This is a genomic window from Clostridioides sp. ES-S-0005-03 (assembly GCF_020658455.1).
GTDB lineage: Bacteria > Bacillota > Clostridia > Peptostreptococcales > Peptostreptococcaceae > Clostridioides.
On record NZ_JACVWI010000010.1, the window covers coordinates 1 to 24,421 of the forward strand.

Annotated in this window: 35 protein-coding genes; 16 read left to right on the plus strand and 19 right to left on the minus strand. The window is 26.4% G+C overall.

Annotation, left to right across the window (positions count from 1 at the left end):
- The first annotated feature begins 43 nt into the window (after positions 1-43).
- The 11 genes from IC218_RS19750 to IC218_RS19800 all read left to right on the plus strand — a co-directional run bounded on the left by IC218_RS19750 (position 44) and on the right by IC218_RS19800 (position 6,309).
- Entirely contained in the window at positions 44-724 is a 681-nt protein-coding gene (locus IC218_RS19750) for a hypothetical protein (RefSeq protein ID WP_227825297.1), read from the plus strand.
- A gap of 16 nt (positions 725-740) precedes the next feature.
- Positions 741-1,031 carry a hypothetical protein gene (locus IC218_RS19755; protein ID WP_227825298.1) on the plus strand — a complete coding sequence of 97 codons (291 nt, stop codon included), beginning with the start codon at positions 741-743 and terminating at the stop codon, positions 1,029-1,031.
- A complete protein-coding gene (locus IC218_RS19760; RefSeq protein ID WP_227825299.1) occupies positions 1,031-1,213 on the plus strand; it encodes a hypothetical protein in 183 nt (60 codons plus the stop codon). The genes IC218_RS19755 and IC218_RS19760 overlap by 1 nt, the downstream gene beginning before the upstream one ends.
- Before the next feature lie 36 nt (positions 1,214-1,249).
- The gene (locus IC218_RS19765) at positions 1,250-2,707 is read left to right on the plus strand and encodes a hypothetical protein (RefSeq protein ID WP_227825300.1); all 1,458 of its coding nucleotides are present in this window, start codon (positions 1,250-1,252) and stop codon (positions 2,705-2,707) included.
- Positions 2,708-2,722: 15 nt separating this feature from the next.
- Positions 2,723-3,052 carry a hypothetical protein gene (locus IC218_RS19770; protein WP_227825301.1) on the plus strand — a complete coding sequence of 110 codons (330 nt, stop codon included), beginning with the start codon at positions 2,723-2,725 and terminating at the stop codon, positions 3,050-3,052.
- A 26-nt stretch (positions 3,053-3,078) separates the two neighbouring features.
- Entirely contained in the window at positions 3,079-3,249 is a 171-nt protein-coding gene (locus IC218_RS19775) for a hypothetical protein (protein ID WP_227825302.1), read from the plus strand.
- 67 nt (positions 3,250-3,316) lie between these two features.
- Positions 3,317-4,135 carry an N-acetylmuramoyl-L-alanine amidase gene (locus IC218_RS19780; RefSeq protein WP_227825303.1) on the plus strand — a complete coding sequence of 273 codons (819 nt, stop codon included), beginning with the start codon at positions 3,317-3,319 and terminating at the stop codon, positions 4,133-4,135.
- A gap of 11 nt (positions 4,136-4,146) precedes the next feature.
- A complete protein-coding gene (locus IC218_RS19785; RefSeq protein ID WP_227825304.1) occupies positions 4,147-4,764 on the plus strand; it encodes a glucosaminidase domain-containing protein in 618 nt (205 codons plus the stop codon).
- 11 nt (positions 4,765-4,775) lie between these two features.
- The gene (locus tag IC218_RS19790) at positions 4,776-5,027 is read left to right on the plus strand and encodes a phage holin family protein (protein ID WP_227436791.1); all 252 of its coding nucleotides are present in this window, start codon (positions 4,776-4,778) and stop codon (positions 5,025-5,027) included.
- Positions 5,028-5,339 (plus strand): hypothetical protein, encoded by a 312-nt coding sequence (locus tag IC218_RS19795; RefSeq protein WP_227825305.1) that lies wholly within the window; start codon positions 5,028-5,030, stop codon positions 5,337-5,339.
- A 31-nt stretch (positions 5,340-5,370) separates the two neighbouring features.
- A complete protein-coding gene (locus IC218_RS19800; protein WP_227825306.1) occupies positions 5,371-6,309 on the plus strand; it encodes a site-specific integrase in 939 nt (312 codons plus the stop codon).
- Between the two features lie 137 nt (positions 6,310-6,446).
- Here the strand turns inward: IC218_RS19800 and IC218_RS19805 are convergent, their stop codons facing one another.
- Both IC218_RS19805 and IC218_RS19810 read right to left on the minus strand, forming a co-directional pair.
- Positions 6,447-7,253, minus strand: a complete 807-nt coding sequence (locus IC218_RS19805; RefSeq protein WP_227825307.1) for an SMODS domain-containing nucleotidyltransferase — start codon at positions 7,251-7,253, stop codon at positions 6,447-6,449.
- Positions 7,250-8,020 (minus strand): hypothetical protein, encoded by a 771-nt coding sequence (locus IC218_RS19810; protein ID WP_219674408.1) that lies wholly within the window; start codon positions 8,018-8,020, stop codon positions 7,250-7,252. The genes IC218_RS19805 and IC218_RS19810 overlap by 4 nt, the downstream gene beginning before the upstream one ends.
- A 199-nt stretch (positions 8,021-8,219) precedes the next feature.
- Between IC218_RS19810 and IC218_RS19815 the strand changes: the two genes are divergently transcribed.
- Positions 8,220-9,116, plus strand: coding sequence for a hypothetical protein (locus IC218_RS19815; protein ID WP_227825308.1), 897 nt, complete (start codon positions 8,220-8,222; stop codon positions 9,114-9,116).
- 161 nt (positions 9,117-9,277) lie between these two features.
- Positions 9,278-9,493: a hypothetical protein gene (locus IC218_RS19820; RefSeq protein WP_227825309.1), complete on the plus strand. Its 216-nt coding sequence runs from the start codon at positions 9,278-9,280 to the stop codon at positions 9,491-9,493.
- A gap of 104 nt (positions 9,494-9,597) precedes the next feature.
- On the opposite strand, the gene IC218_RS19825 is transcribed toward IC218_RS19820, so the two are convergent.
- Complete coding sequence (locus IC218_RS19825; protein WP_021383152.1) at positions 9,598-9,738, minus strand: hypothetical protein; 141 nt, start codon at positions 9,736-9,738, stop codon at positions 9,598-9,600.
- Positions 9,739-10,088: 350 nt separating this feature from the next.
- Entirely contained in the window at positions 10,089-10,511 is a 423-nt protein-coding gene (locus IC218_RS19830) for a hypothetical protein (RefSeq protein ID WP_227825310.1), read from the minus strand.
- 325 nt (positions 10,512-10,836) lie between these two features.
- On the opposite strand from IC218_RS19830, the gene IC218_RS19835 reads away from it, so the two are divergent.
- Entirely contained in the window at positions 10,837-11,208 is a 372-nt protein-coding gene (locus IC218_RS19835; protein WP_227825311.1) for a hypothetical protein, read from the plus strand.
- Positions 11,209-11,396: 188 nt separating this feature from the next.
- On the opposite strand, the gene IC218_RS19840 is transcribed toward IC218_RS19835, so the two are convergent.
- Together IC218_RS19840 and IC218_RS19845 are read right to left on the minus strand one after the other, a co-directional pair.
- Complete coding sequence (locus tag IC218_RS19840) at positions 11,397-11,543, minus strand: hypothetical protein (protein ID WP_227825312.1); 147 nt, start codon at positions 11,541-11,543, stop codon at positions 11,397-11,399.
- Positions 11,544-11,781: 238 nt separating this feature from the next.
- A complete protein-coding gene (locus IC218_RS19845) occupies positions 11,782-12,894 on the minus strand; it encodes a tyrosine-type recombinase/integrase (protein ID WP_227825313.1) in 1,113 nt (370 codons plus the stop codon).
- Positions 12,895-13,469: 575 nt separating this feature from the next.
- Between IC218_RS19845 and IC218_RS19850 the strand changes: the two genes are divergently transcribed.
- Together IC218_RS19850 and IC218_RS19855 are read left to right on the plus strand one after the other, a co-directional pair.
- Positions 13,470-14,480, plus strand: a complete 1,011-nt coding sequence (locus IC218_RS19850; RefSeq protein WP_227825314.1) for a hypothetical protein — start codon at positions 13,470-13,472, stop codon at positions 14,478-14,480.
- A gap of 6 nt (positions 14,481-14,486) precedes the next feature.
- Positions 14,487-15,044: a hypothetical protein gene (locus IC218_RS19855; RefSeq protein ID WP_227825315.1), complete on the plus strand. Its 558-nt coding sequence runs from the start codon at positions 14,487-14,489 to the stop codon at positions 15,042-15,044.
- Between the two features lie 60 nt (positions 15,045-15,104).
- Here the strand turns inward: IC218_RS19855 and IC218_RS19860 are convergent, their stop codons facing one another.
- The 13 genes from IC218_RS19860 to IC218_RS19920 all read right to left on the minus strand — a co-directional run bounded on the left by IC218_RS19860 (position 15,105) and on the right by IC218_RS19920 (position 24,419).
- A complete protein-coding gene (locus IC218_RS19860; protein WP_227825316.1) occupies positions 15,105-15,854 on the minus strand; it encodes an NERD domain-containing protein in 750 nt (249 codons plus the stop codon).
- Positions 15,855-15,986: 132 nt separating this feature from the next.
- Positions 15,987-17,402: a cell wall-binding repeat-containing protein gene (locus IC218_RS19865; RefSeq protein ID WP_285894592.1), complete on the minus strand. Its 1,416-nt coding sequence runs from the start codon at positions 17,400-17,402 to the stop codon at positions 15,987-15,989.
- Between the two features lie 95 nt (positions 17,403-17,497).
- Positions 17,498-17,671: a hypothetical protein gene (locus tag IC218_RS19870; protein WP_021369998.1), complete on the minus strand. Its 174-nt coding sequence runs from the start codon at positions 17,669-17,671 to the stop codon at positions 17,498-17,500.
- A gap of 156 nt (positions 17,672-17,827) precedes the next feature.
- Positions 17,828-18,361 (minus strand): deoxyuridine 5'-triphosphate nucleotidohydrolase, encoded by a 534-nt coding sequence (locus tag IC218_RS19875; RefSeq protein WP_223153080.1) that lies wholly within the window; start codon positions 18,359-18,361, stop codon positions 17,828-17,830.
- A gap of 15 nt (positions 18,362-18,376) precedes the next feature.
- A complete protein-coding gene (locus IC218_RS19880; RefSeq protein ID WP_227825317.1) occupies positions 18,377-18,868 on the minus strand; it encodes a crossover junction endodeoxyribonuclease RuvC in 492 nt (163 codons plus the stop codon).
- Positions 18,859-19,440 carry a guanylate kinase gene (locus tag IC218_RS19885; RefSeq protein ID WP_227825318.1) on the minus strand — a complete coding sequence of 194 codons (582 nt, stop codon included), beginning with the start codon at positions 19,438-19,440 and terminating at the stop codon, positions 18,859-18,861. The genes IC218_RS19880 and IC218_RS19885 overlap by 10 nt, the downstream gene beginning before the upstream one ends.
- A gap of 2 nt (positions 19,441-19,442) precedes the next feature.
- Positions 19,443-19,757 carry a hypothetical protein gene (locus IC218_RS19890; RefSeq protein WP_021383081.1) on the minus strand — a complete coding sequence of 105 codons (315 nt, stop codon included), beginning with the start codon at positions 19,755-19,757 and terminating at the stop codon, positions 19,443-19,445.
- Positions 19,758-19,790: 33 nt separating this feature from the next.
- Positions 19,791-20,633 carry a PD-(D/E)XK nuclease family protein gene (locus IC218_RS19895; RefSeq protein ID WP_227825319.1) on the minus strand — a complete coding sequence of 281 codons (843 nt, stop codon included), beginning with the start codon at positions 20,631-20,633 and terminating at the stop codon, positions 19,791-19,793.
- Positions 20,634-20,969, minus strand: coding sequence for a hypothetical protein (locus tag IC218_RS19900; RefSeq protein WP_227825320.1), 336 nt, complete (start codon positions 20,967-20,969; stop codon positions 20,634-20,636).
- Positions 20,962-21,207, minus strand: coding sequence for a hypothetical protein (locus IC218_RS19905; RefSeq protein WP_227825321.1), 246 nt, complete (start codon positions 21,205-21,207; stop codon positions 20,962-20,964). The genes IC218_RS19900 and IC218_RS19905 overlap by 8 nt, the downstream gene beginning before the upstream one ends.
- A gap of 33 nt (positions 21,208-21,240) precedes the next feature.
- Positions 21,241-22,302, minus strand: a complete 1,062-nt coding sequence (locus IC218_RS19910; RefSeq protein WP_227825322.1) for a CHC2 zinc finger domain-containing protein — start codon at positions 22,300-22,302, stop codon at positions 21,241-21,243.
- Between the two features lie 9 nt (positions 22,303-22,311).
- Entirely contained in the window at positions 22,312-23,886 is a 1,575-nt protein-coding gene (locus IC218_RS19915; RefSeq protein ID WP_227825323.1) for a DnaB-like helicase C-terminal domain-containing protein, read from the minus strand.
- Positions 23,886-24,419 (minus strand): hypothetical protein, encoded by a 534-nt coding sequence (locus IC218_RS19920; protein ID WP_227825324.1) that lies wholly within the window; start codon positions 24,417-24,419, stop codon positions 23,886-23,888. The genes IC218_RS19915 and IC218_RS19920 overlap by 1 nt, the downstream gene beginning before the upstream one ends.
- Between the last annotated feature and the right edge of the window lie 2 nt (positions 24,420-24,421).

The window sequence follows — 24,421 nt, forward strand, 5'->3', positions numbered from 1 at the left end:
TTCTTGACAAAGAGTTACTAAAAAATAGAAAGGTGATATTTTTATGTTAGAAAAACTAAACGAAAACGCAAGTTTAAGTGAACTTATAACAACCTTCGGGGATGTAAAAAACGAATTACAAATTGGTAAAAACAATATAGCTAGTACATTAGGTAATCCTTTTGCTGGAACAGATAAATTAGATGTAACTAGAACAAAAATAGTAACATTAAAAAATGCCTTTGCAACGAATTTGATAAATAAAAATGTTTCTGCTGCCGGAAGCGAGAGTATGCAAAATTTAATTAATAAAGTGTCAAGCATAAAAAATATAATAAAAACAGCAAAGAGCGAAAATAATTATGTTTCTATGGGGTCAAGTTATGTCTTGCCATATGGTCAAACGGAAGATTCAGTAAAGCGTGTCTCTCTTGAGATTAATTCGTTATCTTTTAGACCTAATTTAGTTTTTATGACTACAAAAGATAGTTATAGCAACTACACAACTATTGCTTTTGACTCTACCATGAATGTAATGCCTAATTTAATATTATGTATTAGTGAAGAGTACAGACCTAGCATTAGACAATATATTGGTAGATTTCAAAATCGCATATTTGACACAGATACTTATTCTAATTCTGTCAGTACTGGTTTTTTTACAAATGGTTTTAGAGTACCAATTTATTTAAAAGATACTGGTATATATGCAACTGTTAGTTGGTTCGCTATAAAGTACGAATAAAAAAGGAGGTCTAAAAATGGAAATAGGAAGAAGAATAATCTTTGACCAAGACGGAGAAATAATTGCAATCTTTGGAGAAATGGAAGGAGATATTATACCAAGAAAGACTATAACAAAACTAGACTATATTGATATTCCTTATAAAGCAATAGATGATGATTGCTATATAGAAAAAATAGATACAAATAATAATGTACCAATCATAAAAAAACTAAAAGTAGAATTAACAGAAGAACAACAGAGAATGCAAGAGTTAGAAAATCAATTATTGATTGCAGAAAATGAAAAAGTAGGAGGATTGTTGTAATGAATATAAACAATGTTGTAGTAAGAATATTAGCAGAGAGGATATTAAACAAAGGGATGAACCCGTTGAAAAATCGAGTTTTTAAGCTGGATGATGTAACTAACACAGAGTACAGAAAAGCTGTAGAGGATTATATAATTAGAGAAAGTGGAGTAGTAGAAGGAGAAGAACCAACAGTATAGGAGGTTCTTTTTTTTATTGGAAAGAGGTGATTTAATTTGATATACAAAGATTTACTTAAAAATCTTGATTATATAGAAAATTTAAAAGAAGTTGAAAATTTAAAATGTACTACTAATACAGGTGAATATACAATAGAAAATAGTAAGAAAGGTTATATAACTAACTTAAATATAGAAGGAAAAACACTAGTTAATTTAGCTAATCCAAACAACATAGTTATAGCAGAAGGTTTGCGATATTTAAATCCATTTAAGTACATTGAAAAAGGAAAAGAATATACATTTGTTAATTTAAGTAATAAAGAAATATACTATTTTCACAATAATGTAATTAAGTTTCAGATGAATCCTAATAGTAGAACTTTATACACTATAGACATAGATATAACTGATACTAATTGTCTTTGTATTGCTCATAGTATAAAAGGATGGGGAGAAACTGATATAGATAAACAAGAGTTTACTAAGTCAGTGATAATTTTAGAAGGTGATTATACAAGTGTAGATATTAATTATTTTGAAGGGCTACAAAGTGTTGGCCAAGGAGATAATATAGAAATTATATCTTGTAAAGAAGATATGAGTTTGTTTGATAAAAAAGTAATTCCATATACACTTAGAGGATTACCAGATGGTACAAGAGATGGAATAGTTTATAAAGATGGTTGTTATAAGCTAATACAGAGATGTGAAGAAATTACATTAGATGGTCAAAGTTTCTGGACTGAATTTACAACTAATTCAAATGATACAACTTTATTATTTAAAAATCCTATAGGTACAAGTCAATCCAATAACACAAATTTATATTGTGATATGTTTAAACCAGCGATAATATTTGATAAAACTAATACAATTGAAGGAATTTATGAAACATCAAATAATATTTGGATACGAATTTTTAAAAGCAGATTATCAGCTCCAGATTTAAATGGATTTAATTCGTGGTTAAATAATAATAAAGTTACTTTAATAAGAGCTTTGAGAGAGGATAAAGAGATAGATATTTCTTCAATAAATTTAGAACAATATGACAATCAAGCTAAATTTAGTTGTAATTCTAATGTTATTTCTAGTATTAGTTTTGAATGTACTCAAAATTTAGGGAGTCAAATAGAAGCTATTAAAAGTAGTATAAAAAATATAAATCATATCCAGTCTAGTCCTAGAATTATAGATTTATCTAATAATCTTCTTAATGGATGGAAGAGAACTGTTTCAGATAATAGTGGTTTTATAATAAGTAAGAATGGTAATCAAGTTAGTTTTCATATGCGAATAACTGGTGGAGTAACAACAGAAAGTACTGCATTATTAAAGCTTCCTGATGGATTTACACCTAAGACTTTCTATGTTTTTCCTATATTCACAACCCAGAATAATCAGTTGGTTCAAGGTTTTATGTATTTTAATTTTGCAAATGGATACCTTCAAATTACCCAATTAGGAAGCAATGTAGATGTATATAGTTATGGAACTTATTTTATTAAATAAGAAAGGAAACAAGATATGTTAAATTTAGAAGAAAAGAAAGAGATTTTAGTATTATATGGTTTTAAAAATGATTTAGATAACATAGATGATTACTTTGTTACAGATGATAAACAGTTATTTACTCCAGCAATAGAAAATGGAGAATTAATCAAAACAGGGGAACATATTTATTATGAGTGGCTAGAATTGCAAAATAATCCACCTAAACCAGAACCAAGCATAGAGGAAATAAATGCGGATAAAATTACAATTTTAATAGAAAATCAAAAACAACAAGATAGTTTATTAGTAGATAATGCTTATAGAATTGCTATGTTAGAACTTAACACAAACAATGTGTTATAAAATTATAAAAACTTGGAGGAAAGAATATGTATAATATTTTAAAAAGAATGATTGAACAAAAAAACTTTGAGACTAAAGAAGAGTTACAAACTAAGCTAGATGTATTCTATGCAATGAATAGAATAAAAGAAAGTGAATATACAGAGTTAACAAATTTATTAATTAAAGAAGAAACACCAGTAGAACCAACAGTATAGGTTCTTTTTTTATGTTTAAATTTAGAGAGTTTATTAAGTTAACTCTCTTTTAAAATTGAAAGGAGTGGTGATTTTGAATATAAAAACATTAACAGTCCATGCAGGACACAACCCAGATGGTAAGGTGGGTTCTGGAGCAGTAAAGTACATAAAAGAATCTACAGAGGCAAGAAATGTGCTAAAAGAGTTAATACCTTTAGTAAAAAAAGAATGTACGGTATATGATACTACTTGTAACAATGGAACTTCTCAAAGTGATATATTAAATAAAATTATAGATAAATGTAATTCATATAATAGTAATCTAAATGTAAGTATCCATTTTAACTCAGGTGGTGGTCGAGGTGTAGAAGTTTTAGTATATAACTTAAATGATAAAGAAACAGTTGAAATAGCATCAAGAATTTGTGAGAAAATAACAAAAACTTACCATGCTAAAGGGGATAAATCTTTTAAAAACAGAGGTGTTAAAGAAAAGAAAACTCTAGCATTTTTAAGAAGAACAAAGGCAAAGTCAATTTTAGTTGAATGTTGCTTTGTAGACACAGATGATACTAAAAATTATAATGCTAAAGATATGGCTACAGATATTGCTGAAGGTATATTTAATAAGTCTATAAATCAAACGCAGGAGGAAAAAATGAAATATACAATAGTTTATGAAGGTGAAGTTGATAAAGCTATAGCGAATGTAATGGCCATAAATTATAAATCTGATGAAGTCTATGTATGTGAGTTAAAAAATTACATACCTGGTCATTGTCAAAACCTTTATGTAATAGGGTCAGCAAGTGAAAAAATTAAGACTAGTGAAAGATTCGCTAAGTTACAAGGCGATGATAGATGGGCGACACTTCATAAAGTATTAGATTTTATAGGGAAGTAGGAGGTAATGAATTGAATATATTAGATAAACCAACCGCAACATTAGAACAGGTCTTTGTATATTTAGATACATTAAATAATAACTCTAATCCACCACACTATTTATGTAAGGCTATAGTACCAATAATATATAAAGAAGCAGAGAAAAAAGGTGTAAATCCAGTTATTGCAATTGCTCAAGCATTTGTAGAAACTGGATATTTTAATTTTGGTAGAGTTTTAAATCCTTCATATTGCAATGTATGTGGACTTAAAGGTAATAAAGGTGGTGGAGATTTAGACCCATCAGCTCATACAAGATTTAGTTGTTGGGAAGATGGAGTATCGGCATTTATAGACCATCTAGCTTTATATGCTGGAGCTAAAGGTTATCCAAAATATAGCGAATTAGTTGGTAAGGTTGAATATAAAGTCAATGGAACTACATTAGACACTAGACATTTTCCATATTTGCATGGAGAGGCTAAGACAGTTGAGAGTTTATCTGGTAAATGGTGTCCAGATATGAGCTATGGCCAAAACATAATAAATATATGCAATAAGATAAGTTCAATGAAAATAGAAAATAATGACATGAAATTAGAGCAAGTAAAAATTAAAGTAAAAGAATTAAATGAAATTCTTGGATAGGAGGAAATCATATGGATATAATGCAATTTATACCTGAAAATTTAATAATGTTAATAGGTGGACTTTACATATTAGGAACTTTTATAAAAGAATCAGATATTAAAAATAAATATATACCTTTTATATTATTAGTTATAGCAATGATAAGTAGTTGTTTATTTATGAAAGAGTTGTCAATAGAAGCTATCTTTGAAGGTATCTTATGTTGGGGAGCATCTGTTGGGATAAATCAAATACAAGTGCAAAACAGAAAGGAAAAGTAGATGTTATCTAAAGAAATGATTGAATTATTAAGCCAATATGGATATACGGCTATACTATTAACGATAGTAATGTTATGGTTTGGCAGATATTTAGAAAAGAATAGACAACTAGAGCAAGAAGATAGAGTAAAGGAAAGAGCTTATTTTTCTAGAGAGATTAGAGAGCAAAGAAAGCTTTTCGGAGATACAATAGATAAATTTGATGATAAATTAGACAAGTTTGCAGAAGCATTAAATACTAACAATAGTAGACTTGAAAGAGTAGAAACAGATATAACAGAAATAAAAGACAAATTAGAGACTAGAGATTAATTTCTTTAGTCTCTTTAAAGGAAGTGAAATATTGGCAATATTTGAAAAGAGAAGTAAAAGAATTAAAGTAGAAGGAAATATAAATAAAGATAATGAAAAGTTAATTAAAGGATTTCTTCAAGCTAAAAAGATAGCTGGTTTAAGTGAGAAAACTGTATATGTATATAAATGTGACTTATATACTTGGGCTAAATATCTGCATGATGAAATGGATGATTTATTAATCAAAGATTGTACCGAAGACGATATAATGGAATACATTTCATTTAGGATGGAGGACAATCATGTCAATAGAATCAAAGTAATATTCTCAGGAATTTCATCTCTATATGACCATCTTAGAAGGAAAAGAATCGTTACAGAGAATCCAGTATCTCTAATTGAAAGGCCTAAAAAGGGTTTACCTGTTGTAGAAAAACATTTCTTGAATATAGAACAGGCTAAAGAGCTGCAAGATAAATTGTCAAAACAAGATGATTTCCAATTAGAAGTTTATATAAACTTTGCTCTCTCAACCGCGGGTAGAGTTACGGCTACAAGTAATCTAAGATGGGATAACATAGACTTTGATAATAGAGTGTGTGAGGATATTAAAGAAAAGGGTGGGAAGATAGTAGATTTTTACTTTAGTGAGAAAGTAAAAGATTTATTATTAAGACTTAAAGAAGTTAGAGAAAAAGAAGATATAGTAAATGATTATGTTTTCTTAGTTAAATATGATAAAGAATATCATAAGGCTACGTCTAATGTATTAAGAAGCTGGGCTAAAAAAGCTGGTAAATTGATAGATATAGATAATTTAGCCCCCCATTCATTAAGAAGAAGTTTCGCAACTATAGCTAAAGCTAATAATCTACCACTTGAGGATATATCAACAATCCTGAACCATCAATCTACTGAAGTAACCAAGCTTTATATAAAAGAAGATAAAGGTAAGATTTCTAAATCTAAAGATACAGTAGGACTATAATTATAAATAAGGAAGTGATATTATGGCGTGTAAAAAAGGTAAGAAAAAGAGATAGATAATAAGCCCTCTAGGGATTACTCTTAATTGAGTTTTCTTTAGAGGGCTTTATTTTTTTTGTCTATGTATAATACTATATTTTATTTTATTGAAGGTAAGATATTTTCCATATATACGTTAGATTGTGTGTAGTTCTTAAAGATATTTTCTTCTGCTAATGCATGATTATACCATTTTTTAAGATAGTCAATTTTATTAATTTTCCATGATGGTGTGCTGAAGTTATAACCTAAAAGTTCTGTTATAGCTGTAAAATAATCTTGAATAGATGTTCTCCAATACATATTTGCTAAAATTGCACTTTCAAGCTCATATGAGCTATAAACATTATTATTTAAGGAATTCCAATATTTAATTGTTCTTATTGCAGGTTTTAACTTATTGTTTGATTCCACGTTTAATCTAGTCAATTTATTGTTAATATCATCTGGACATGTATCTATCCAGTCATTATAATCAGAGGCTTTTGCAGGTATTCTATAGTGATTTTCTTGCCAAAGATACATATTATTAGAATATGCTGGAACTAATTCAAATTTTATATGATTCAGCTCTAAGACTATTGTTGGATTAGACTGATATATTTCAGACCTAGAGTAATATGTTTCCACAAAGCCTCTAAGTTTATTTAGCAAAGTCTGTGGTGCATATAAAAAACTATTAGAAAAAACTATCATGTAATCTACATCTGAATTCTCATTTACTTTTCTGGGTAGCATAGTCCCCCTGGTATAAGAGCCAAAACAAAACGTTTCTACAATATTATTTCCAAAATATGATTTCAACCTACTCTTAATAACTTCTATTGATTTTTTTATACTTTCCTTTTCACTATCTCTTATTATTAATTCATGAGATAATTTTTCTAAATGACTATTTACGCTCAAATATTAGACACCTCTTTTATATTATATCTTTTTTTTATTTCATTCCATTCTACTGTTAATTTAGGGTTCATTTTTTTATATACTTTAGAATTTAAAAATATCTTTGAACTAGATATATTCGTTTCATAGCTTATTAAAGCTTTTATTATTTTAGACTCTACCTTGTTATTTTTTTTTGCAACTAAACCAGTCTCAAACATATCTGTTATGCTATCAAATACTGACTCTACATTTTTTAAATATCCAGAAGTATTTATTAAATCTAATATAAAATATTTTGAGAAAAATAATTGCAATATTGGCAAAGCAAAATTACTATTTGAAAACCCTATAAATGAAAATATAACTATTATCGTACATGGTATTACATTTTTTATTATTATAAATTTTCTAGTATAAGCTAAAATTTCTTTAGAGAAAAAAGCATTTTGATATACATTGACAAGGGCTTTATATAATCCATAATTTATTTCATCATTATCATAATACTCTATTGAGTTATGTGTAGAATATTTACAATCAAATGAGTTGTCAATAAAATCATTCCTTCTCTTAGATTCTCCTTTTTCTTGATAATTACAAATAGAAATATCAAGTATGTTTAGTATTATAAGAGAGATAATACTAAAACAGGTTATTAAGTTATTATTATTTTGAAAGGTGAATATTATTGATAAAATAAAAAATATCCAAAATAAAATTGTATTACAGCTTTTCAAATTAATAGCTATTTCAAAATATTTTGTTTGAGGAGAATACCTACTCAAATCACAACCTCCTTATAAAAATAGTAATCTTGTTCTACTTAAATAATATCCTTATTTTTACAAAATATCAACTTATAAATTATAATATAACAAAGTATATAGAGAGTTGACAACTAAAACAATGTACACTACCATTCATATTATGGAGATATTTTACAATATAAAATATAGAAAAACTTTAATAGGGGGGGTATGTATTATGAGAGTTTATTTAGACTTTCAAATATGGGATTATATTAATAAAAATAAATATATTAGAGAATTTTTTAATGAACAAAAAGAATGGGACTACTTGATTAGTGTAGCTCATCTTGAAGAACTATATAAAGCTCAACGAGGAGAATGTGGTGATAAGATAGGTCTAACGTATGAACTGAAAAATACGATTAAGAAAATAGCTATGGATGGTGTTATTAAACCAACAGAAAAGGGAGTAAAGTATATACCTAAATGTTTTGAAAAAACATATAGTGATATTATAAAATGTGATACTCAAGAATCTGTTTTAAAGAAATCTTTAATTAGAAGAGATATGGATAAAGAGGCATACAACCCAACAGATTTGTTTAAAGGAATAAAGTGCAATAAAAATGATGAATATAAATTAGTATGGGAAACAATAAGGGTTAAGAATGAAATAGCTGAGTTGAAAAATGATTATAAAAGACTAATTATTGAATTAAGTCGTGCTAATAATTCCCTTAGAAAAACTATGGAAAATTTATATGGAAAGTATAATTCTGATTGTATGATAAATAAATTAATAATCAGTTCAAAAATAGAAATTAAACCAGCTATTTATCCTGAAATAAGAGATGATTATCATACACTGGAGTATGTAATAGAGCGATTGTATCTATTGCTAACAAAGTGTGGTTTTAAAAGAGATAATTCTGATAAACATGCAAATTCGGGAACATATGATATTCAACATTCTATTTGTGCAACTTTGTGTGATATTTTTATTACTAATGATAATAAATTTGCAGATAAATTTAAAGCAATAGCTTATTATTTGGGGATACCTATTAATATAAAAACATGGAATGAGGATATATTACCACAAATTAATCTCAATAAGAATAATATATTTTAATTAAACCCTAAATAAACTTTTAAGGAATAGTATATAGAAATCTATTATAACTACTCTTTCTCATATTATGTAATTAGAAATAAGTTATTTTGTGCATTACGATTTGTTATATTTAATGATATAATAAGATTAAGTATGCCAATGTTGAAAGGAATGATATTATGAAAGAACATGAATTAGAGATAAATATCTCAATACCAATTTCTCTAGTTATTCTTTATTTAGCTATAGTCTCTATAGTAATGCTAGGTATGTCATCTTTGAATAATTTTACTAATATATCATCTATACCTATAAATGCTTTAGGTTCGACAGTTGGATTTGTTATGTTCCAGCTTTTAGTTAGTTTCTTCAAAAATAGAAAATCTATAGATTAAAATATTATTTACATTAAATTTTGTTTTAATATTTTTAATTTGTGGTATAATAAAAACAAGGAAACATATTTTACTTAACTTTGAGTGATGTTTCCTTCAACAAATTATTTTGAAGATTTATTTTTCTGGAACTTTATATTAAGTTCCCAACCACTCTTAGCTGCCGACTTTGAGTGGTTTTTTAATCTATCATAAATCCAACAAGCTATTAAACCTGCTATAACATTCATCATTAGATTCACCATAAGTTTTCACCTCCTCTCTAAAAGAAAGTTAAGGCGACTTTATGGAAATACCACTCTTAGATTTTCAAATATGTATTCCTTGCTATGTTTATTATATCATAAATATTAGAAATATAGAATTTCAAATATCATCTAAAATCCGACCATATATATTTAGATAAAAGTTTAATATAATCATGGTATCAATCTATACTTTGTCTGCATACAATATTGTTGAAATTCCTCTTCAAATTGTTTTTTTAATGCTTTTTCTTCAACATGTATTCTAATACTATAACATATTAGGCATATAATTAATACAGTAATGAAACTTAAAACATGTCAATATGTAAAACCTACTCCAAGTAAACTCATAATGCTTCCTGTATATGCATGGTTTCTGACAATATGATATAGTCCAGTTTTACATCTGTTGTCTGTACTGATAGTGTAAAAGCTGATTTTAAAGTTAAAACTACCCTGTAACGAATAACTATCCCTAAAATAATAAATGTTATTCCAATATAAAAAATGAAATGTGGGAATAATAAATTTCTCAATGTTTCTGGAATACTATTATCTCTAAAATACACACTAGGCATTCTACTGAACCACCAACCGAAGATAATTAACCAGAATGTGCCTTTGTCAGAACGGTTTGCTGATTTATCCTTATTACTCTTAAACATAAAAAAGTAAATAACAAATTTAGAGATAAATAATAATGCAATTGCACAATATGCAACATGATATTCTGTAATATTTGCAAAAAGATTAGGATTGTCAATTCTCATTTTTCTACACTTCCCTTCTATATTAATTAGAAACCCATTTAATTTTCTTTGAAACTAAATTTTATAAATTAAATGGATTATATTATAACTAATTAAGTATAAAGCTTACTCTTCTATCCAAAAATATTAATTTTATTTTCATGAACATCCGTTAAAATAAAAAAACAGTTATAAATTTATATTAATAATTAAGAAATACTTATAAATAATTAATCTTTATTAATGAATACTTAATAATTATTAATGAATAATTTGTTGCATGTTTTATACTATTACAATAGAATTGAGATAGATATCTAATTAAAATACTTTGGAGGTTTGATATATGAACAAAAAGTGCAAGAAAGTTATAGCTACTTCTCTAATTGGTACAACATTATTTACTACTTTGTTGCCATCAGTATCTTTTGCTGATAGCAGTTCACATCAGAAAGAAATAGAATCATACATATTAGATGAACAAAGACTAAAAGATATTGATGAGATTTCAGCATATTTTGGTTTTACTGAGCAAGAGAAAGCAGATTATATCAATGCTATTAAAGAAGTAAAGTTAGAAGCACAATCTGCACCTACTACAAGAGGAAAATTAAGTTGGGCTGTAAAAATATTAAGAGATGTTTGGACTAAAATTCCCACAAAAGTTAAAGTTGCTATAGGGGGGTATGCAACTTATAGCAAAATACTTAGTGTTTAAATACATTTACTGGTACAGTAGAATATGTATTATATAAAGGTTGTAAAAGTCTTGATATGAGTAATGACGTTGCATGGTGGGTTACTAAAGCATTCCTAGCATTTGTCTTATAAAATATAAATTAGGAGCTGATAATACTTGATTACAAGCATCGTTTTGTATATTATATGTATAATGAACATTATATGTTATACAAATAAAAAAGGAACTACTTTTTTAGCTGCTAATATAGTCATGTTGCTTTCAAATGTAGTCTTATCAATTTTAAACATAAATAAGATGCACAATAACATTATATCTGGTATTGTATTAATAGGATTTCTTCTTTCTATCATACTATTTATAGCATCATATTTTGCAAATAAAAAATCTTAGTACAAAGGTTAAGATAGAGTATACACTGTTAGGATTATAACTTATTTTTATAAAGTTATAATCCTAATATTATCTAAAACACGACGCTCTATACGCCATTTTAAGGCTTCATAAAAAGTTCCATTTATGTTTATACCTTTACATTTTATAATTAAATTTATATAAAATAAAAATATATACATTTACTGATAATAATTATTAATTAGCTTTAAATAAGTTTTCAGATATTCTATCAGAGGCTTCTTTATCCATTTCTTTAAGTACATGAGAATATACATTAAGAGTAGTATTAATATTTGAATGTCCTACCCTTTCAGATATAACCTTAATTGGTACTTTAGAATTTATAAGTAAAGTGACATGTGAATGTCTTAAGTCATGGAATCTGATATGTGGTAAATTATTGTTCTCTAAAAATTTTCTAAATTTCTTACTCATTACATCTTCAGCAATAGGATTTCCTTTTCTATCGAAAAATAGTAAGTTATATTCATTTCTAATAATACTTCTTAATAATTTTTTATTCTGCTCTAATTTATATTCTTTTAGCAAGTCAATAAGCTCTATTGGTGCAAATATTTTTCTAATTGAACTTTCTGTCTTAGGTTCTTTAAGTATAACTGAGCAATCTAATCTACTAGTTATCTTATTTATAGTTATTGTATTTTCTTCAAAATCTATATTCTCCCAAGTCAATCCTAATACTTCTGAAAGTCTCAAGCCTAGACCTGTAGCTAGGTTAATAGGCAGTTCCATATTAGTACCTTTCGCCAATTCTAATAATTTTAACATCTGCTCTTTATCATAAATATCATTTTTAAATTTTTTAACTCTAGGACTTTCTATACCATCTATAATATTTTCTTTTATTAACTTAATTCTATACGCTCTCTTTATAGCAAGTCTCAACACATTTATATGTACTTTAACTGTTTGAGGATTTAAGTTACCAGCTAAGTCATCTATATAATTTTGAATATGAATATTTCTCAATTCTTGAAGATGATATCTTCCAATAGAAGGATTAATATGATTCTTACAAATAGCAGTATAGCTTTTATATGTAGATGCTGAAATATTATCTTTATACTTGTCAAGGAAGTCTAATAAAAAATCACCTAATGTTATTTCATTTGGAATAAGAAAGCTGTCTTTGTATATACTATCTTTAACTTCAGCCAATCTTTTGTTAGCATCTCTTTTTTTATCAAATGCTCCCATATTCTTCTGCTTTCTCTTCCCTGATTCATCATCTCTAAATTCTAGGTACACTACATAGTTTTTATTTCTTTTTCTTATAAAAGCGTTCATGGCCATCCCTCCTATCTAAGTTTATATATTTATAATACCATATAGACAAGGAAAAAAATAGCCATTTTAGCTGACTTTCAACTGACTTTTTAAATTATTTTATTTATATAATTATTGAAATTGCTTAACTATAAAGAAATAAGGCATAGAATGCATCATTCTATGCCTTATACTATTAGTTTGATACTTTTTTTAAATATCAATTGTAAGGGTCTCATTTTTTGAATATGTTAAATTATAAGCACTAATTTTTACAATGGCTTAAAAACGAATATAGAAGCTCAATATTATCAGATTTAAAATATTATATTGATTATTTTAATTTGATAAATATAAATCATTACATTAATTTATATTTATATATTATTTTTTTTATATGTTTCTTGCTTTAACTTTTTATGTTATACTACTTGTATAGAATACATTTCTTAAATTATCACTCTTAAATCTATGGCTAGTCCTTTTATATAAATCATATTATCACTACAATATCATTCATAAAATCCTTTTGAATTTTAGTTAGAATTTCAAGAATATTCTAACTTTAATTAAATATACATTGAGGGGGAAAACAAATGAAAAAAACTAAATTAAAGGTATTAAGTTTAACACTAGCAACTACTTTTCTTGTATCAACAACAGTAAATTCATATGCTGTATCTGCAAAATCTTCAGATATGGATATGAACACTGTTGCAGATGTACTTACTGCATCAGAGGAATACAGTAATGCATTAAAAGATATTGGTATCTCAGTTGGTGAATTAAAAGATTTGACACCTAAAGGAAGCAATTTCATACAAAAATGTAATTCATATTTAGAAAAAAATATGGATGTCCCTAAGACTTATAGTGAAGAACCCATTAAACATACGACTAATGCAAGTCAATTATCATATGCAATGTCAGCAGCTAGAAAAAATCAAGAAGTAGGAGCACCAAAGTATAATGATGAGGTAGTATACATGTATTTATCTCACTTTGTAGATTTTGAAGGAAATAATTATGAAGAAGGTTTATGTACATATATAACTAAATATGACAGAGAAGCTTATGACAGATATTTAAGTAGAGGCTCTGCTTTTAGAAGTGCTAATTCTATGCGTTCAGTTATAACAAATTTAATAGCATTAAAAGGTGATTTACCTTCACTATATACAACGCTTACTAAGGAAAAAGCTTCAGTAGTTAAAACAATTACTGATATAAAATCATTTGAAATAGATTTACAATCTGTAAAGGCTATGGTAGAAAATGATATGTTTATATTTTTTAAAGATGCATATTCTAAACATGATACTCCTGAGGCTATAATTGAAGATGTACAAGGTAGTATGAAAATTAAATATAAGGATTATAATGAACAAATAGGATACATGGTACTTGGATTAGTATTCTCAGCATTAACATTTACTCCTCCAGTTATGACAATGTTGGCAGAAGTGAACTTATATAGCATGGTTATTAAAGATATATTTGATAAAGCTAATTATGCTGCATTACAATACTCTAGAAGTGCAAGAAAAGCAGAAAGATTTAACTTATGGATGGAAGAGAATGGAATGTATATGGAAAAAAAGGTATAAATACTTATGTATTGTGAAAACTGTGATTTAGAATTTGATGATAATACAACTATATGTCCTAAATGTAAATCAGTCTTAAAGTCTAATGAAAATATATGTCAGAAAAGTTTTGAAAATAAAGTTAATGAATTTAAATTAAAGAAAAAAATTAAACAAGGCAACATATTATCAACCATAATTCTTTCAACAGTAGCAATTCATGTACTTGTAGAGCTTTTTATTCAAATCCATATTGAGGATTATTATGATATTTATATTAAATATTCTCCTTCTGCGATATCTGTATTAGTTTTAGTTCTTTCTCTAAAGAGAGGAGAAAAAAGACACAAGTTCTTGAACAATATATTATTTATATCAATTATGATATTAATATCTATATTTGGAACTCTTTATTTTTCAGCACCTCTTGTAAATAGAATTTTTAATGGAAATTATTTATTTAAAGAGTATTGGACTATATATGGAATCGGAAATTTTATAATAATTTTAGAATGTATATTAATTATTTTTGATGATAGTTATTATTTAGCCCATATTAATAAAAAAGAAAATCCCAACAAATAATAAAATAAGGCTTTATTCTAATTAGAGTAAAGTCTTATTTTATTTCAATATATAAATGTATTATTTTCTAGTGTATTTGCATTTTGGAAATTCACTACAGCCCCAAAATTCACCATACTGTCCTTTCCTTTTTGTCAGGTTCCCTTTTTGACATCTTGGACATTTATCTTCCTCAGTAATATTTTTTAAATTTCTAACATGCTCTCCAGTATTTTGATTAATAGCTTTCATACAATCAAAAATTTTATCTCTGATTATTTTTATTTCCTCTCTATTAATAGTCATATCTTTGTATTTACTTATTGTACTTAATATTTCACTTTCATTTATGACTATAACATTATTGCCATTTATAGTTACATTTTTTAAAGTAGCTTTGTCTGAAAAAACAATTATTGAATATATATTATATTCATCTCCTATTATGTTTTCTATTGCTTTGATATGAGCATAGTTTTGTCTTACTGGATTATAGAATGTATTTTTAGCCTTTCCTACAATTTGAGTCCATACTTTATCTTTATCATTTCCATAAATATAGCCACTAAAATTTTTACATTCTATAACAAATATTCCATATACAGAAATTGCAATACTATCAATTTGTGTGGTTTTATTTGAGCCTGGTATAATAATATCTTTAATTATTATGTAATCCTTGTCTAATTTGCTAAGTATAAAATCTAATCTAAGTTCTCCAAATCCACCCTTTACTTGTATCTCAGTATCCTTCACAATATTACTAACTTCCTTTACAGTTTGACTAATTTCTTCTGACATAAATACTTTTTCAAATATTTCCTTAAACATCCTCACCATCTACCTTTCGACATATACTTTAACTATAACAGCTATATATGCCTTAAGTGATTAAACCTTACTATAATAAATTTACTATTTAAAATAAAATCAACTACCTATTAAAGTAGTTGATTAATTGCTTTATTCAGTATATGTATATTTTGATATTTCACCTGTATAAATATTTACTAAATATGGCGTATATCCACCTGCATTATGCTCTATACCATTCATATCTACATATGTATTAAATGGACGAACATATATATACATATCATCTTCCATATTTTGAGCTTCTATATGATTTGGTAAAAATCCATGCTCTTTCATAAATAAGTCTCTAACTAAATCCTCAGCATTTTTGAATGAAATCACTTTTTCCATATGTAAATCTTCATATAAAAGTTTATAATCTGATATGTCATTTTTATTTATACACAAACGTTCAGAATACTCTTGCCCAGCAGACACATAACTAAAAACATAATAATAATTACTTCCATTTTTATAATTATCATCAACTAAGTATACTCCATCATATGGTATATTGTTTATATCTCCTACTTCATAACAATTATACCAATCTTTAGCTAATTCTTTAGCTTCTTCAAGTCTAGTTTTTTTAATTACTCCAGTGTTAGAGTCTCCTATTCCATTAGTGACATTCAAACATTCTTCTAGTAACTCCTCTGTTATATCTCCAACTGTTGTAATTTTAGTGGCATTTTTTAATATTGATTTATTACTATTATTATCAACTAAAACAACTGGACTCTTTAAAGAAGATGCTAGAAGTGCATTAGTTAAGTTCCTAGAACCAGCTATGTAAAACTCTTTTATACCATTATAAAATTGATTTATTATTTTTTTATTTGTATCAAATCTGTCAGAACCTCCCAATCTTGTTGAGTTTGTATTTTTAACTAATGTATCATCCATTGTAGCTGTACCTCCAATTGCATATGATTTTACTTCATTAGTTGAAAATGGTATACTTTTTCCATCTGTTAATATTATTGCTGCCTTATCTCTTGCGGCTACAGAAGCTATACTTATTGCGTCTGCCTCTCCTTTATATGCATTTGTTAGCATTACAGTATTAATTTTTTGTTTAGAGTTTATTTCTTTTGCAACATTATAACTAGTTTTTATTCTATCATCTCCATCAATTCTTTTTACATTAAATCCTTTTGACATTAATGTATTCTCTACAGATTTATTTATTGATTTTATCCCACCTATCAAATAAACTGTTTTTACTTTACTTAATCTCTTAATTGTCTCATTTGGTATGCTACTATTTTCAGATAAAAGCAATGGTGCATTTAATGTTCCTGATAATCCACTAGCACTCAACCCATCTGCTATGGAATCACTTAAATTAACTAGTATCGCAGTGTCATAGCTTTGTTTATCTGCTATAAGACCTGCTGTTTCGTATATTGTAGATACTTCAATCTCATCTACTGAATTAAGTGCATAAGATTGTTTTGGAAAACTAACTATTAACATTGTTATAACTAATCCTAGTGATAATATTTTTTTTGGTAACTTCATTGTATATCCCCCTCATTCATTTAAAATAACCTTTACTTAAATAGTAGTACATAAATACAAAAAAGTCACCTAAATTAATAGATGACTTAATCATTTTATGCTACTTTTTCAATATATTTTTCATTAACAACATAAGTTTTAAACTTATGTACTACCATAATATCCTGCATGTTTTCTAGTGTCATTATAACTCTAACACATTTATTCCTAATTTCTTTTGGTAATTCTAAGTCATTTATTAAATTTACATAATCATCATATCTGTACATTTAATATTCCTCCCAAAGTTAGTCTAGCATATATTATAGTACTCTAACTTCATTTTTTCAATAGAAAATCTTAATCCTGTATAGATATTTTCTAAATGATATAAAGTGTGACACTTGTCATCATAGTAATAATTATATTTTTCTAGTATTATATATTTATTCACCTTTCTTTATACCAGTACTTCCAAATCCATCATTTCCTCTTTCAGAAATATTCAATTCATCTACAACTTTTAAAACAGCTCTTGGTACTTGTTGAAATACACCTTGAGCCAACTTAGTATGTTTAGGAATTAAAATGTTAAATTTTTCTTCATTGTATGTAATTATTTTAATTTCACCTCTATAGCCTGAATCCACTGTGCCAAATCTTATAGTTGGGTATACTCTATTATTTTCTTCTTCATTGAAAATAATAATATCGTTTTTTATTTTATTTCCAGTACAAGATACTTTCTCATCTTTTATATATTCTATACCATTTAAACTTATGCCACTTCTTGGTCTAACTTGCATTTCATATCCATATGGAATTTCTAGTGCTATACCTGTAGAAATTGCTACTGCTGATTTAGCATGAATTATTGTATCTTCTATCGTATATAAATCAATACCACTATCACCATTTTTTGCATAAGATGGGACTATTGAATTTTGACTTAATTTTTTTATTTTGATATTTATACTCATCAATTACTTCTCCTTTTATTTAAAATTTATTTTATTTAAATAAGCTATTCCAAGAGCTATAGCATCATATATATCGCTTGTCTTTACCTTACAATTCCTATCAATGTATTCTCCAACATCAATTATATTTTTTCTTATATATGTAGCCACTTCTTCTTTTTTAGCCTTACCATTATTCATAAGATATTTTCTAATAGAAACTGGATACATATATTCAATCTCTATATTATTTAATTTAACAGTTCTCATTATTGCTCCTAAGAGTTTTCTTAAACTAAGAATTGTTTTAGAATTTCTGGAAGTGAATTGGTCTTCAACTAAGGCTATTTGAATATTATAAGTTATAATTAACTCTTGAATAGTATTACATATATAGCACATTCGCTCATCTTCAGACTTGAATTTATCTTTTTTGGTTGTTATTTTTCCATATTCTAATACTTTTTTATTTCTATTTATAACTGCCCATCCAGTTGAGGACATGGATACATCTAAGGCTAAAACCATTCGATTCCCTCTTTCATATGTATTTTAACTTGTTCTACTGCATTAATTAGGTTAGTATTGTTTGGTATTGCAATATAATTTTCATTATTTAGAAAATCTTTAAATTTAAACTTATCATCTTTTAATCTTCTCTCAATTTCCTTAAAATTATCACCTCTACTAATAAGCCTTTTTCTTAATACAATTTCATCTGTATTTATAAAAAATGGTACTAACTTAGTTTTTGTTCCCATAAAATATTTTTCTAGTGCCTTATATCCACTTGCATCTACTATAGTCAAAGCATATTTTTTATTCTTTAATTCAGACTTATGTATACCATATAACCAAGTGCTGCCATCATGAACTATATATTTTCTCATTTCAATAAAGTTACTTTTTTCTTCCTTAAAGAAATTATTATCTACAAAATGATATGCTTTATTGATGATTTCTAAGTAATTGCGAGGAGGTCTTGTTGTATGTGATATTAGAATTGGAATATTGAATTGCTTTGAGATTTCACTTACTATACTGTCTTTGCCTGAACCTGAATATCCTAAAAATACAAACATATTTTTTAATTTTTTCATATTTATAGTTCTACCTTACATTCAAACACATTAGGATTATCAATAATCACTTGATGAAGCCCTTTACTTAATACATCTACTAAATATTCCTCATCTTCACTCTCTATACATCTATCTCTAAATATACAATGAAATAACTCATGTAAAAATGTAGCTTCTTTTACTCTTTGTGATTGTAGATTATTAGATAACTTTATTGTTTCAGTTCCATAATCTGCTAATCCATAACATAATTGATTGTTTACTAGAATAGGCTCTTCAGTCTCCTCTATTTTGTAAAACAATCCCCCTACTTTTACTTCTTTTGGTATATTCATTGAGTACTCTCCAATCTTATTAAAATTCATATTTTATTGTGATTTAGATTTTCTAAAACCTTTATTTACATTATATTTGCAACCTTTTCCATAATGAGAACATAGGGTTTTACAAAAAAACTGATTACTTTTGTCATCGTTTTTGCACCAAACACTCTCATCGTTGAAATCTAGCTGTTTTATCTGTTTAACTGTATCAGTAACAAAGGCAATTAATTGTTGTTCTAATGCTTTAGTGTATTTAATTTTCACTATAGCTCTTTCGTAATTTCTTATATTATCAATCTTATTTCTTTCAATTAATACTCCTTTTTCATTTTTAATGTACTTGCACATATCAAAAGCTACATATTCAATCATTTTATCTGGATATTTTTCTTTAAGATACATTGCGTATAAGATAAGCTGCTTTGATTTTTTAGGTAAGTCTTTTTTAGAAAATTTACTACTCGATTTGTAATCTATAACATAAACTTTATTACCTATTATATAATATAAATCTATGTATCCCCTCATTGTAATTCCATTAATATAATACTCAAAGTATTCTTCTATACAGTATTTATCACACTCAATTGGTACAAAATATTCTAGATAATGTAAGATACATTCTAAATAATTAATTCTTGAATTTGGTGTAGGAAAGTTGTAATCCATTAGATTTGCATATTCTATAACTTCATTATATTTTTGAATAGCTTCTTGATTTGTCATTTTTCTTTGTTGTAATTCTTCTAGTAATCTATGTAATTCATTACCATAATAACCATAGCAATTTTGTTCTCGATCTAAATTTTTAATATATGTAAGATAATATTGAAATGGACATGTATAGAATGTATTTAATTTACTAAAACTATATAATTCTCTAGACATCTATTTTACCTTTCTAGTTTCCTTTTCTATCTGACTTTTAATTTCTTTATATAATTCCTCAGATATGCTAGCATTTATATCTATACTTTCTTCTTTTATAGCTTCTTTGAACTTATTTATAAATTTATTAGTTATATCAAATCCTGCCAACATCATAGAAAAGAAAATCCCCACAGAAATTATTATTTTCATTACATTTTCAAATATACAATATGAACTTAAGTAATATTCAACATTTACATTTTTTGCAAAATATACATTACAAATAAAATTAAGAATTAAAAAAAGAGTTAATAAATACAATGCCCTATACTTATTATTAATCATACTATTCATTTTTATCACTTATCCTTCCAATTGACTTTAACTCCCAAGAATATATCATTATTTCAGATGCTTTATATCTCTTACTTGTATCTAATTTAATGAATAGTTCTTCTACATCCTTAATTTTTCCTGTACAACATTTCATTTTTTCATCTTCATCCAACTTATATTCTATTTCTACTAAATCACCTGTATATAATATCTCCCCATTTTTTAATAATATTTCTTGCCTAACTTCTTGTATCATATAATCATCTCCTATTAATATAATTTGCTATTTTCATTTACTAATAAAGTTATCTATATCAATCCTACTCTTTAATAATTTTTCAAATATATGTTTTCCCAAATCACTAGGACTATCTTTATACTCCAATAGATTATCTTCATCCCAAATTACACTTATTTTCATCACATCCCTAATATCTTGAACTAACTTATATATCTTAGCTCTCCATGCAATATATTCTTCATCTCCTTTAATTTTAAATTGCCTATCAAAAGCTATGATTAATTCTTCAATACCTAAATCTATTAACATCTTTTTTTGCTCTCTACTAAAATTACTTCCACATATAGCTACAGAAGGATTATTTTTATAAATAGTTGCCATCTGCAATACTGATTTTTCACCTTCAAATACTATTACTTTTTTGGAATTTTTGATAGATTCTTTATTTACACCTAGTCCATATAAATTAAGACTTAATTTATGATTATAACACTTATTGTCATACCACAATGGGATGTATTTACCAAAACTTTTAGCTTTATCTTCATCTAAATTTCTAACTCTAATACCAATTGGTCTATCTTTGTCATGCCAACAGAAATGTGGAATTACTATTTGATTTTCATATGGATTATAATGTATTTGATATGTTTTAAGAACTTCAAAAGATATGTTTTCATTTTCCCACTCTTCGATTGGGACTTGTTGAAAAGTTTTATATATATATGGCTTTTTAGGGGTAGGAAGTAATTCTATTTGTATATCTCTAATATTATCTATTTGTTTTACTTTTTTCCTTATTCTAAATCCTTTTCTTAGCATTGGTTGATTTGAAATACCAAAGAAATCTTTTATTTCGCTAACAGCATCTTTAAACTCATATTTATTTATGTGTATTAATAAATCTATTAAGCTCCCTATATGACCACAAGAACTATAGCAATGAAATGTTTTGCTTTCTGTATAATAAAATAATTTATATGAATCACCATTATGACATAAACAAGTATTAAATATTAACTGTCTATCGTTGCTTTTAGGAGATAAGTCCGAACCTAAATATTCCATAAAATTTATCACCTCTTCATTAGTCAAATCCTTTATTTCCATAGTCATCACCTAGTATGACAATTGTCCTCTATAGACTTTTTCACACCTTCCTATTTCTTCAAATCTACCAGTCTTACCATAAAATCTTAGTAGAATCACATCTCCATCTTGACCTCTTCTTGACTTATTTAAAAATAGTAATCTGTATTCTTTTTGTAAATCTTTTATATCAAACTGGATATACTCTCTTTCAGTAGTCTTTTTTAGCTTATTATATTTTAGCCTATATGGTTTTAAAAAGAATTTTTTATTGGTTGAATCTAACTCTAAATCATTAACCACTTTTCTCATAAGCATCAATAGACCACAAACATTTTTAACAGCTTTAGCTTCTGCTAAATCCGAAGCTGATAGATAGGAACTTTTATTTTCTTGAGCTGTTACTAATTGCATAGATAGAAGTGTTATTACATTGTATTTATTTCCAAAGTTGTCTAGTAACTTAGAGTTTTCTATTAACCTTCCTGTATAATTTGCATCTGATGAATTCTCTGACTTGAATGTATCAACTGCTATTACAGTAAATCCTTCATGTGCCACAAGCTCTTTACTTTTTCTTAATATTTCAGATATCTCAAACTCTTCCATATATATAAATTTTAGACTTTCTTCAAATCCTCTGTCTTTTAAGAACATTTCTATCTTTTCCATAAGCTCTTCTTCGAACTCTGTGAAGTCTCCATTGTCAATTTTATTTCTATCTAAATCATGATAATTAAATATGTTGTATGCTATAAATGACACTAACATACTTTTAAAATATTGAGATTTTTGTTCATTCGCAAATATAACTACTTTTTCACCTTGATATATCATAGCTAATATATAATTAAAGAACAATAATGTAGTTTTTCCTATTCCTGAAAATCCAGATATTATATTTATACCCCCACCTTTACCAAGGCCATTAGTTCGATTTGACAATACTGGTAAACCATATATATACTTAGATTCTTCATTCTCATTTAATCCTATTTCATTTTCATTATATTCAAAGATAATATTATAAGGTGTTCCTGCTTCAGTTTTTTGTTTTAACTTTTCTCTATCATCTTTAGTAAGTAAAAGATTTTCGACTTTCATATTATTCTTTATAGAATTTACACTACAGGAAGATATTAATCCCTCATAGAATTCTTCCACTTCTCTACAGCTTATAGATTGGAATAATTCAAATGGAGTAAACTTTTCTCCCTTATGATCCATCTCTTTTGTTATACTAAAACCCCTTTTATCTAAAGCTATTAGTAGATTGTTCTTAGCCAAATCATCAATATATGCTGATATATTAGTTTCTTTTCCATACTCCATAGCAGATGATAAACTATTCCAACCGCCATATTTTTCATATTCAGATTTGAGTTTATTTGAAGATACAAATTTAGCGATACTTGCTTCATCAAGCTCACTATGAGTTTTAGACATTGTTCTTCCTAATGAGAAAAAGAATTTTACTTTATCTATTATAAAATCACTTTCACTAATTTTATATTCACTAAAAAGAGTTAATGATTTTAACATTGTTCCTAAAACTAAAGTCTCTATAATGCCTCTATCTTTTGTTATTTTTTCATATGCACTCATTAATTCACCTCTTTAATTTTTTCAAATAAACTTTTTCTTTTATTTGTTTTTACTTTATTAAGAGTAACTAATGTGTAACCCTCATCCAATTCCTCATAATTATTTTTGTTGTCTATTTTTTCTTTAACACTTTTATTTCTGATTGTTATATCTCTAATACTTCCTTTTAATATAGTAAATACATAGCATAATTTAGGATATTCTCCTTCTACATCTTTTCTGTAATTAAGTAATTCTATGATTTCATCTTTTTTTTCAAGCATACAGTCATATAATTCTTCTCTTGTATAACCACTTTTTATTATCTCTTGTAACATCTTATTTTTTTGATTATTTATAACCGTATATCCCATAATAGAATCTATGCCAAGTTGACATTGTTTCCAGAAATATATACCCTGTTGCTCTTTTCTATATTCCTGTTCATTACAATAATATATATTTCGTTTTTTTCCTCCAGATGTAATATGTTCTACTTTATAAGCATCTTTTGTATTTAATTTCTTTTTACAAACATTACATTTACAGTTCAAAC

Excerpts from the sequence above, each read along its gene's own strand:
- IC218_RS19750 (WP_227825297.1), top strand. The coding sequence starts at position 44 with ATGTTAGAAAAACTAAACGAAAACGCAAGTTTAAGTGAACTTATAACA.
- IC218_RS19755 (WP_227825298.1), top strand. The coding sequence starts at position 741 with ATGGAAATAGGAAGAAGAATAATCTTTGACCAAGACGGAGAAATAATT.
- IC218_RS19760 (WP_227825299.1), top strand. The coding sequence starts at position 1,031 with ATGAATATAAACAATGTTGTAGTAAGAATATTAGCAGAGAGGATATTA.
- IC218_RS19770 (WP_227825301.1), top strand. The coding sequence starts at position 2,723 with ATGTTAAATTTAGAAGAAAAGAAAGAGATTTTAGTATTATATGGTTTT.
- IC218_RS19775 (WP_227825302.1), top strand. The coding sequence starts at position 3,079 with ATGTATAATATTTTAAAAAGAATGATTGAACAAAAAAACTTTGAGACT.
- IC218_RS19790 (WP_227436791.1), top strand. The coding sequence starts at position 4,776 with ATGGATATAATGCAATTTATACCTGAAAATTTAATAATGTTAATAGGT.
- IC218_RS19795 (WP_227825305.1), top strand. The coding sequence starts at position 5,028 with ATGTTATCTAAAGAAATGATTGAATTATTAAGCCAATATGGATATACG.
- IC218_RS19815 (WP_227825308.1), top strand. The coding sequence starts at position 8,220 with ATGAGAGTTTATTTAGACTTTCAAATATGGGATTATATTAATAAAAAT.
- IC218_RS19820 (WP_227825309.1), top strand. The coding sequence starts at position 9,278 with ATGAAAGAACATGAATTAGAGATAAATATCTCAATACCAATTTCTCTA.
- IC218_RS19825 (WP_021383152.1), bottom strand. The coding sequence starts at position 9,738 with ATGGTGAATCTAATGATGAATGTTATAGCAGGTTTAATAGCTTGTTGG.
- IC218_RS19830 (WP_227825310.1), bottom strand. The coding sequence starts at position 10,511 with ATGAGAATTGACAATCCTAATCTTTTTGCAAATATTACAGAATATCAT.
- IC218_RS19835 (WP_227825311.1), top strand. The coding sequence starts at position 10,837 with ATGAACAAAAAGTGCAAGAAAGTTATAGCTACTTCTCTAATTGGTACA.
- IC218_RS19840 (WP_227825312.1), bottom strand. The coding sequence starts at position 11,543 with ATGATAGAAAGAAGAAATCCTATTAATACAATACCAGATATAATGTTA.
- IC218_RS19845 (WP_227825313.1), bottom strand. The coding sequence starts at position 12,894 with ATGAACGCTTTTATAAGAAAAAGAAATAAAAACTATGTAGTGTACCTA.
- IC218_RS19850 (WP_227825314.1), top strand. The coding sequence starts at position 13,470 with ATGAAAAAAACTAAATTAAAGGTATTAAGTTTAACACTAGCAACTACT.
- IC218_RS19855 (WP_227825315.1), top strand. The coding sequence starts at position 14,487 with ATGTATTGTGAAAACTGTGATTTAGAATTTGATGATAATACAACTATA.
- IC218_RS19860 (WP_227825316.1), bottom strand. The coding sequence starts at position 15,854 with ATGTTTAAGGAAATATTTGAAAAAGTATTTATGTCAGAAGAAATTAGT.
- IC218_RS19865 (WP_285894592.1), bottom strand. The coding sequence starts at position 17,402 with ATGAAGTTACCAAAAAAAATATTATCACTAGGATTAGTTATAACAATG.
- IC218_RS19870 (WP_021369998.1), bottom strand. The coding sequence starts at position 17,671 with ATGTACAGATATGATGATTATGTAAATTTAATAAATGACTTAGAATTA.
- IC218_RS19875 (WP_223153080.1), bottom strand. The coding sequence starts at position 18,361 with ATGAGTATAAATATCAAAATAAAAAAATTAAGTCAAAATTCAATAGTC.
- IC218_RS19880 (WP_227825317.1), bottom strand. The coding sequence starts at position 18,868 with ATGGTTTTAGCCTTAGATGTATCCATGTCCTCAACTGGATGGGCAGTT.
- IC218_RS19885 (WP_227825318.1), bottom strand. The coding sequence starts at position 19,440 with ATGAAAAAATTAAAAAATATGTTTGTATTTTTAGGATATTCAGGTTCA.
- IC218_RS19890 (WP_021383081.1), bottom strand. The coding sequence starts at position 19,757 with ATGAATATACCAAAAGAAGTAAAAGTAGGGGGATTGTTTTACAAAATA.
- IC218_RS19895 (WP_227825319.1), bottom strand. The coding sequence starts at position 20,633 with ATGTCTAGAGAATTATATAGTTTTAGTAAATTAAATACATTCTATACA.
- IC218_RS19900 (WP_227825320.1), bottom strand. The coding sequence starts at position 20,969 with ATGAATAGTATGATTAATAATAAGTATAGGGCATTGTATTTATTAACT.
- IC218_RS19905 (WP_227825321.1), bottom strand. The coding sequence starts at position 21,207 with ATGATACAAGAAGTTAGGCAAGAAATATTATTAAAAAATGGGGAGATA.
- IC218_RS19910 (WP_227825322.1), bottom strand. The coding sequence starts at position 22,302 with ATGGAAATAAAGGATTTGACTAATGAAGAGGTGATAAATTTTATGGAA.
- IC218_RS19915 (WP_227825323.1), bottom strand. The coding sequence starts at position 23,886 with ATGAGTGCATATGAAAAAATAACAAAAGATAGAGGCATTATAGAGACT.